Below are 5,942 nucleotides of genomic sequence, written 5' to 3'. Positions count from 1 at the left end.
CGGGCGGCCGGCGCTCCGCCACCGCGCGGACGTGGGCGGCTCGGCGGAGGGAGGCGTACCCGGGGGCGACGGCTGAGCGCCACCGCGCCGCCGGCCGGACCGCTGACGCGGGCACGGTTCGCCTCGCGCGGTGCGCGCGGTCCAGGTGCTCAGGCTCAAGCGCGGCGACCGGCGCGGCCGGCCGCCGCCGTTCCACCGGCCGCCGCCGGGCGGCGTGGGTCATCGCGCGACCGTGTGCGCAAGCCGGGCGCTCAGGCCGACGCCTGGCAGGTCGGCGCGGCCGGGTGCCGCCGTACCGTCGGCCTGTGCCAGTGTGGGCAGGGGCCACCGGTGTGGCGCGGGCTGCCGCGTGGCGGACCGGCAGGGAATGAGTGCCGCCGTACCGCTGTGCGGGCATGAGCCCGGCGTCGCGGTGGGCTCGGGCGGCCGGGCGGTGGCGCATCGGGGCGCCGCGTGGCCCCGGGCGGGCCCGGGCGTATGGCGGGTGGAGTGCGCGGCAGGGGCGAAGGGGCCTCCGGCCGGACGGGTCAGCGGACGACCTTGATGCCGAAGGGGGTGCCGAAGCCGAGGGCGAAGCCGATGGCGGAGTGCATGTGGGCGTACATCTCCATGCCGCGGGCGCAGACCAGGGGGCCCAGGTCGAGGATGTCGGTCCAGCCGTAGGTCCTGAGCAGGTCGGTGACGGCCGCCTTGGCGTCGGCGTGGTCGCCCGCGACGAACATGGTGTGGTCGCCCGCGCCGACGGTCTTCGGGTCGACGACGGTGGCCTGCTCCTGCGTGACGAACGCCTTGACGACCTTCGTCCGCGGGAGGGCGCGCTGGATCCGCTCGGCGAGGCTGTCGGTGTCGCATGGATCGAGCTTCGGCATCGTCCCCCAGGGCGTGGGCCAGGGATGTTCGACGTCGGGGTCGTAGACGTACGGGACGGCGTAGTCGGCGAGCGTCTTGCCCGCCAGCTGCTCCGCGGCGGCGGACAGGGCGGCGACCGCGTTGCGGCCGTCGATGCCGTTGACGACCAGCTCAGGCGCGTGCGCGGCCGCGTCGGCGAAGGTGTGCAGCTCGACGCCCGGGTGGTCGGCGAGCCAGGCGCCGAACGGCGGGGTGCCCATCATGTCGGGCTCGGTGCGGGCGAGCGTGGCCTCCGGGTCGCGGGTGCCGACGTGCACCTCGTGCCCGAGCCCGGCGAGCCGGGCGATATGGGCACGCGCGCCGCCACCGGTACCGAGAACAGCGATCTTCATGAGGGAATCCTCCCGTTTTGTTCCTGCGGGTGATTCCCACGGTAGGAAGGAATTAGGACAATGGGTGTCCTTGGCGATGCGGGGAGCGAAGATCACGACGGGCGGCGCGCCCGCGCCCGCGCCCGGGTGCCGGCCCGGGGCAGGGCCGGCACCCGGCGGGGCCGGGTGGCCTCAGAGCTGGCCGACGTCCATGACGCGGATCACCGCGCGGCCCTCCTCGTCCGACGCCGCGAGGTCGACCTCGGCCGAGATGCCCCAGTCGTGGTCGCCGTTCGGGTCGGCGAAGGTCTGCCGGACGCGCCAGAGGCCGTCCTCCGGCTTCTCCTCGATGCGCAGCAGCTTGGGGCCGCGCGCGTCGGGGCCGGTGCCCAGCTCCTCGTACTCGTCCCAGTAGGCGTCCATCGCCGCGCCCCAGCGCTCCTCGTCCCAGCCGGACTCGGCGTCCATCCCGCCGAGTTCGCCGACCCGGTCGAGCGCGGCCAGCTCGACGCGGCGGAACAGCGCGTTGCGGACAAGAACCCGGAAGGCGCGGGCGTTGGCCGTGACCGGCTTGACCTGGTCGGCGCGGTCCTGCGCCTCCTCGGCCGTCTCCACCTCCGGGTTGGCCAGCTGCTCCCACTCGTCCAGCAGGCTGGAGTCGACCTGCCGCACCATCTCGCCCAGCCAGGCGATCAGGTCCTCGAAGTCCTCCGACTTCAGGTCGTCCGGCACGGTGTGGTCCAGCGCCTTGTACGCGCTCGCCAGGTACCGCAGCACGATGCCCTCGGTACGCGCCAGGTCGTAGTACGAGGTGAACTCGGTGAAGGTCATCGCCCGCTCGTACATGTCGCGGATGACGGACTTCGGCGACAGCGGGTGGTCGCCCACCCACGGGTGGCTCTTGCGGTAGACGTCGTAGGCGTGCGTCAGCAGCTCCTCCAGCGGCTTCGGATAGCTGATGTCCATCAGCCGCTCCATCCGCTCCTCGTACTCGACGCCGTCGGCCTTCATCTCCGCGACCGCCTCGCCGCGCGCCTTGTTCTGCTGGGCGGCGAGGATCTGCCGGGGGTCGTCCAGCGTCGACTCCACGACCGACACCATGTCGAGCGCGTAGGACGGCGACTCCGGGTCCAGCAGCTCGAAGGAGGCGAGGGCGAAGGTGGAAAGCGGCTGGTTGAGCGCGAAGTCCGACTGGAGGTCCACCGTCAGCCGGACGATGCGGCCCTCGGCGTCGGGCTCGTCGAGCCGCTCCACGATGCCGCCGTCCAGCAGCGAGCGGTAGATGGCGATGGCGCGGCGGATGTGCCGGAGCTGGTTCCGCCGCGGCTCGTGGTTGTCCTCCAGGAGGCGGCGCATCGCCTCGAAGGCGTTGCCCGGCCGGGCGATGACCGCCAGCAGCATCGCGTGCGTGACCCGGAACCGGGAGGTGAGCTGCTCGGGCTCGGAGGCGATGAGCTTCTCGAAGGTGTTCTCCGTCCAGCCGACGAAGCCCTCGGGGGCCTTCTTGCGGACCACCTTGCGGCGCTTCTTCGGGTCGTCGCCCGCCTTCGCCAGCGCCTTCTCGTTCTCGATCACATGATCCGGGGCCTGGGCCACCACGAAGCCGGCGGTGTCGAAGCCCGCCCGCCCGGCGCGGCCCGCGATCTGGTGGAACTCGCGCGCCCGCAGCGTGCGCACCCGCTGCCCGTCGTACTTGGTGAGGGCCGTGAACAGCACTGTGCGGATCGGCACGTTGACGCCCACGCCCAGGGTGTCCGTTCCGCAGATCACCTTCAGCAGACCGGCCTGCGCCAGCCGCTCCACCAGCCGCCGGTACTTCGGCAGCATGCCCGCGTGGTGCACCCCGATGCCGTGCTTGACGAACCGCGACAGGTTCCGGCCGAACTTCGTCGTGAACCGGAAGTTGCCGATCAGCTTGGCGATCTCGTCCTTCTCCTCGCGCGAGCACATGTTGATGCTCATCAGCGCCTGCGCCCGTTCGACGGCCGCCGCCTGCGTGAAGTGGACGATGTAGACCGGCGCCTGCCGGGTCTGGAGGAGCTCGGTCAGCGTCTCCGTCAGCGGGGTCGTGCGGTACTCGTACGACAGGGGGACGGGCCGGGTCGCCGAGCGCACGACGGCGGTGGGCCGGCCGGTGCGGCGCGTCAGGTCCTCCTCGAACCGGGACACGTCGCCCAGCGTCGCCGACATCAGGACGAACTGCGCCTGCGGCAGCTCCAGCAGCGGGATCTGCCAGGCCCAGCCCCGGTCGGGCTCCGCGTAGAAGTGGAACTCGTCCATCACGACCTGGCCGATGTCGGCGTCCTTGCCGTCCCGCAGGGCGATCGAGGCCAGTACCTCGGCCGTGCAGCAGATCACCGGGGCGTCGGCGTTCACGGACGCGTCGCCGGTGAGCATGCCGACGTTCTCGGTGCCGAAGATCTTGCACAGGTCGAAGAACTTCTCCGACACCAGCGCCTTGATCGGCGCGGTGTAGAAGGTCACCTGGTCGTTGGCGAGGGCCGTGAAGTGCGCCCCGGCTGCCACCAGGCTCTTGCCCGAGCCGGTCGGCGTGGAGAGGATCACGTTCGCCCCGGAGACCACCTCGATCAGCGCCTCCTCCTGAGCGGGGTACAGCGTGATGCCCCGCTCCTGGGCCCAGGTCGAGAAGGCCTCGAAGAGGGCATCGGGGTCGGCATGGCTCGGCATCTGATCGATAAGGGTCACACCCCCATACTGCCTGGCCCGCGCCCGGATCAGGGAACCGGCCGGTCGAACGATGATCATCAGGGCATTACGCTGAGTCGCCGACACGGCGTCAGACAAGGGAAGACGCCCGCGGTGAAGGGGCGGAACGACCATGATGGGACCGGCGCACTCACTCTCCGGGGCCGCGGCCTGGCTGGGGGTGGGGGCCGCCGCCGCGGGCGCCGGACACCCGATGCCCTGGCCGGTGCTCGCCGTCGGCGCCCTGATCTGCGCCGGGGCCGCCCTCGCCCCGGACCTCGATCACAAATCGGCCACGATATCGCGCTCCTTCGGCCCGATATCCCGCGCCCTCTGCGGCCTCATCGACGCCCTCTCCCACAGCGTCTACAAGGCCACCCGCGGCAAGGGCGACCCGCGGCGCAACGGCGGCCACCGCACCCTCACCCACACCGCGCTCTGGGCGGTGCTGATCGGCGCCGGCGCCTCGGCCCTGGCGATGACCGGCGACCGCTGGGCGGTGCTCGGCATCCTCTTCGTCCACATGGTGCTCGCCGTCGAGGGACTGCTGTGGCGGATGGCCCGCACCTCCAGCGACGTCCTGGTCTGGCTGCTCGGCGCGACCAGCGCCTGGATCCTCGCCGGCGTTCTGGACGCGCCGGGGCACGGCTCCGACTGGCTGTTCCCGGGGCACGCGTACCTGTGGCTGGGGCTGCCCATCGTGCTGGGCGCGCTCGTGCACGACATCGGGGACGCCCTGACCGTCTCCGGCTGCCCGATCCTGTGGCCGCTGCCCATCCGCCGCAAGCGCTGGTACCCGATCGGCCCTCCGAAGGGCATGCGGTTCCGGGCCGGAAGCTGGGTCGAGGTGAAGGTGCTGATGCCCGCCTTCATGGTGCTGGGCGGGATCGGGGGAGTGGGCGCCCTCGAACTCTTCTGACTCTTCCGGGACTTCCGACGCGCACGCCCGGCGCCCACGCCCGGCGCACGCGACGGCACCTACGCTGTTCTGCCGGCGGCGGAACACCGGCCGGACCGGGCTCGACGATCACTACAGTCCGGTCTCATGACGACGATTGCGACGCGTGCGGTCGAGTACCCGGCCGACGGTTTGACGATGATCGGGCACCTCGCGCTCCCGGCCGGTGCCGGCCGCCGGCCCGCGGTGCTGATCGGACCGGAGGGCATGGGTCTCAGCGACGTCGAGCGCCGCCGGGCAGATGCTCTCGCCGAGCTGGGATACGTAGCGCTGGCCTTCGACCTGCACGGCGGGCGCTATTTGGGCGACCCCGAGGAGATGCTGGCCCGTTGCCTGCCACTGCTCGCCGATCACGACCGGATGCGGCGCATCGGCCACGCGGCACTCGACGAGTTGCGCGCCGAGCCCCGGACCGACCCCGACCGGATCGCCGCCATCGGCTACGGCACCGGGGGCGCCATCGCGCTGGAGCTCGGGCGAGACGGCGTCGACCTGCGCGCGATCGGGACGGTCAACGCGACCACCACGGGCCGGCCGGGCGAGGCGGCGCGCATCCGCTGCCCCGTGTGGGCCGGGGTCGGATCGGAAGACCCGATCATGGCGCCCGCGCAACGAAGCGCGTTCACCGCCGAGATGCAGGCCGCGGGCGTCGACTGGCGTCTCGCGATCTATGGCGGCGCCTTGCACGCCTTCCACCACCCGCCGGTCGACCACCCCGTGGTCCCCGGCGTCGGCTACCACCCACGGCACGCGCGGCGAGCCTGGCGCGACGTCCTCGACCTGCTCGCCGAGTGCCTGCCCGTGACGGAGGATCCGGGGGCATGACCCGGGCAGGCACGGATCCGTCAAACGGTGTCGTGGGACCTGCGCGCTCGGCCGGGAGGCCGGGTCAGTGGACGGCGGTCTGCCGCGGTGCCGAGGTGACGAGTTCGGTCAGGACGCCATGGCAGTCCTTCGGGTGCAGGAAGGTGACCGAGGAGCCCATCGAACCCCGGCGCGGCTCGTCGAAGAGCACCCGCACCCCCTTCTCCCCGATGGCCTCGGCGGCCGCGGCCACA

The 5,942-nt window shown here is 72.3% G+C and carries 5 protein-coding genes and 1 pseudogene; 2 read left to right on the top strand and 4 right to left on the bottom strand.

The annotated features are described in order from the left end of the window. From JNW98_RS30650 to JNW98_RS30640, 3 genes are all read right to left on the bottom strand, one after another. Nucleotides 1-223, bottom strand: a 223-nt coding sequence (locus JNW98_RS30650; protein WP_223771562.1) for a hypothetical protein, incomplete at its 3' end; no start/stop codon positions are given. Nucleotides 224-527: 304 nt separating this feature from the next. After that, nucleotides 528-1,241, bottom strand: coding sequence for an NADPH-dependent F420 reductase (locus JNW98_RS30645; RefSeq protein WP_223771561.1), 714 nt, complete (start codon nucleotides 1,239-1,241; stop codon nucleotides 528-530). Between the two features lie 171 nt (nucleotides 1,242-1,412). Continuing rightward, nucleotides 1,413-3,926, bottom strand: a complete 2,514-nt coding sequence (locus JNW98_RS30640) for a DEAD/DEAH box helicase (RefSeq protein ID WP_223771560.1) — start codon at nucleotides 3,924-3,926, stop codon at nucleotides 1,413-1,415. Between the two features lie 133 nt (nucleotides 3,927-4,059). On the opposite strand from JNW98_RS30640, the gene JNW98_RS30635 reads away from it, so the two are divergent. Both JNW98_RS30635 and JNW98_RS30630 read left to right on the top strand, forming a co-directional pair. Continuing rightward, nucleotides 4,060-4,845, top strand: coding sequence for a metal-dependent hydrolase (locus tag JNW98_RS30635; protein ID WP_223771559.1), 786 nt, complete (start codon nucleotides 4,060-4,062; stop codon nucleotides 4,843-4,845). A 126-nt stretch (nucleotides 4,846-4,971) separates the two neighbouring features. After that, a complete protein-coding gene (locus JNW98_RS30630; protein ID WP_223771558.1) occupies nucleotides 4,972-5,709 on the top strand; it encodes a dienelactone hydrolase family protein in 738 nt (245 codons plus the stop codon). A 64-nt stretch (nucleotides 5,710-5,773) separates the two neighbouring features. On the opposite strand, the pseudogene JNW98_RS30625 reads toward JNW98_RS30630, so the two are convergent. Then, nucleotides 5,774-5,942, bottom strand: a pseudogene (locus tag JNW98_RS30625) (methylmalonyl-CoA epimerase); the annotation flags it as partial.

This window comes from Streptomyces huiliensis (assembly GCF_020037025.1).
Lineage (GTDB): Bacteria > Actinomycetota > Actinomycetes > Streptomycetales > Streptomycetaceae > Streptomyces > Streptomyces huiliensis.
This window is presented reverse-complemented; position numbering and strand designations above follow the sequence as displayed.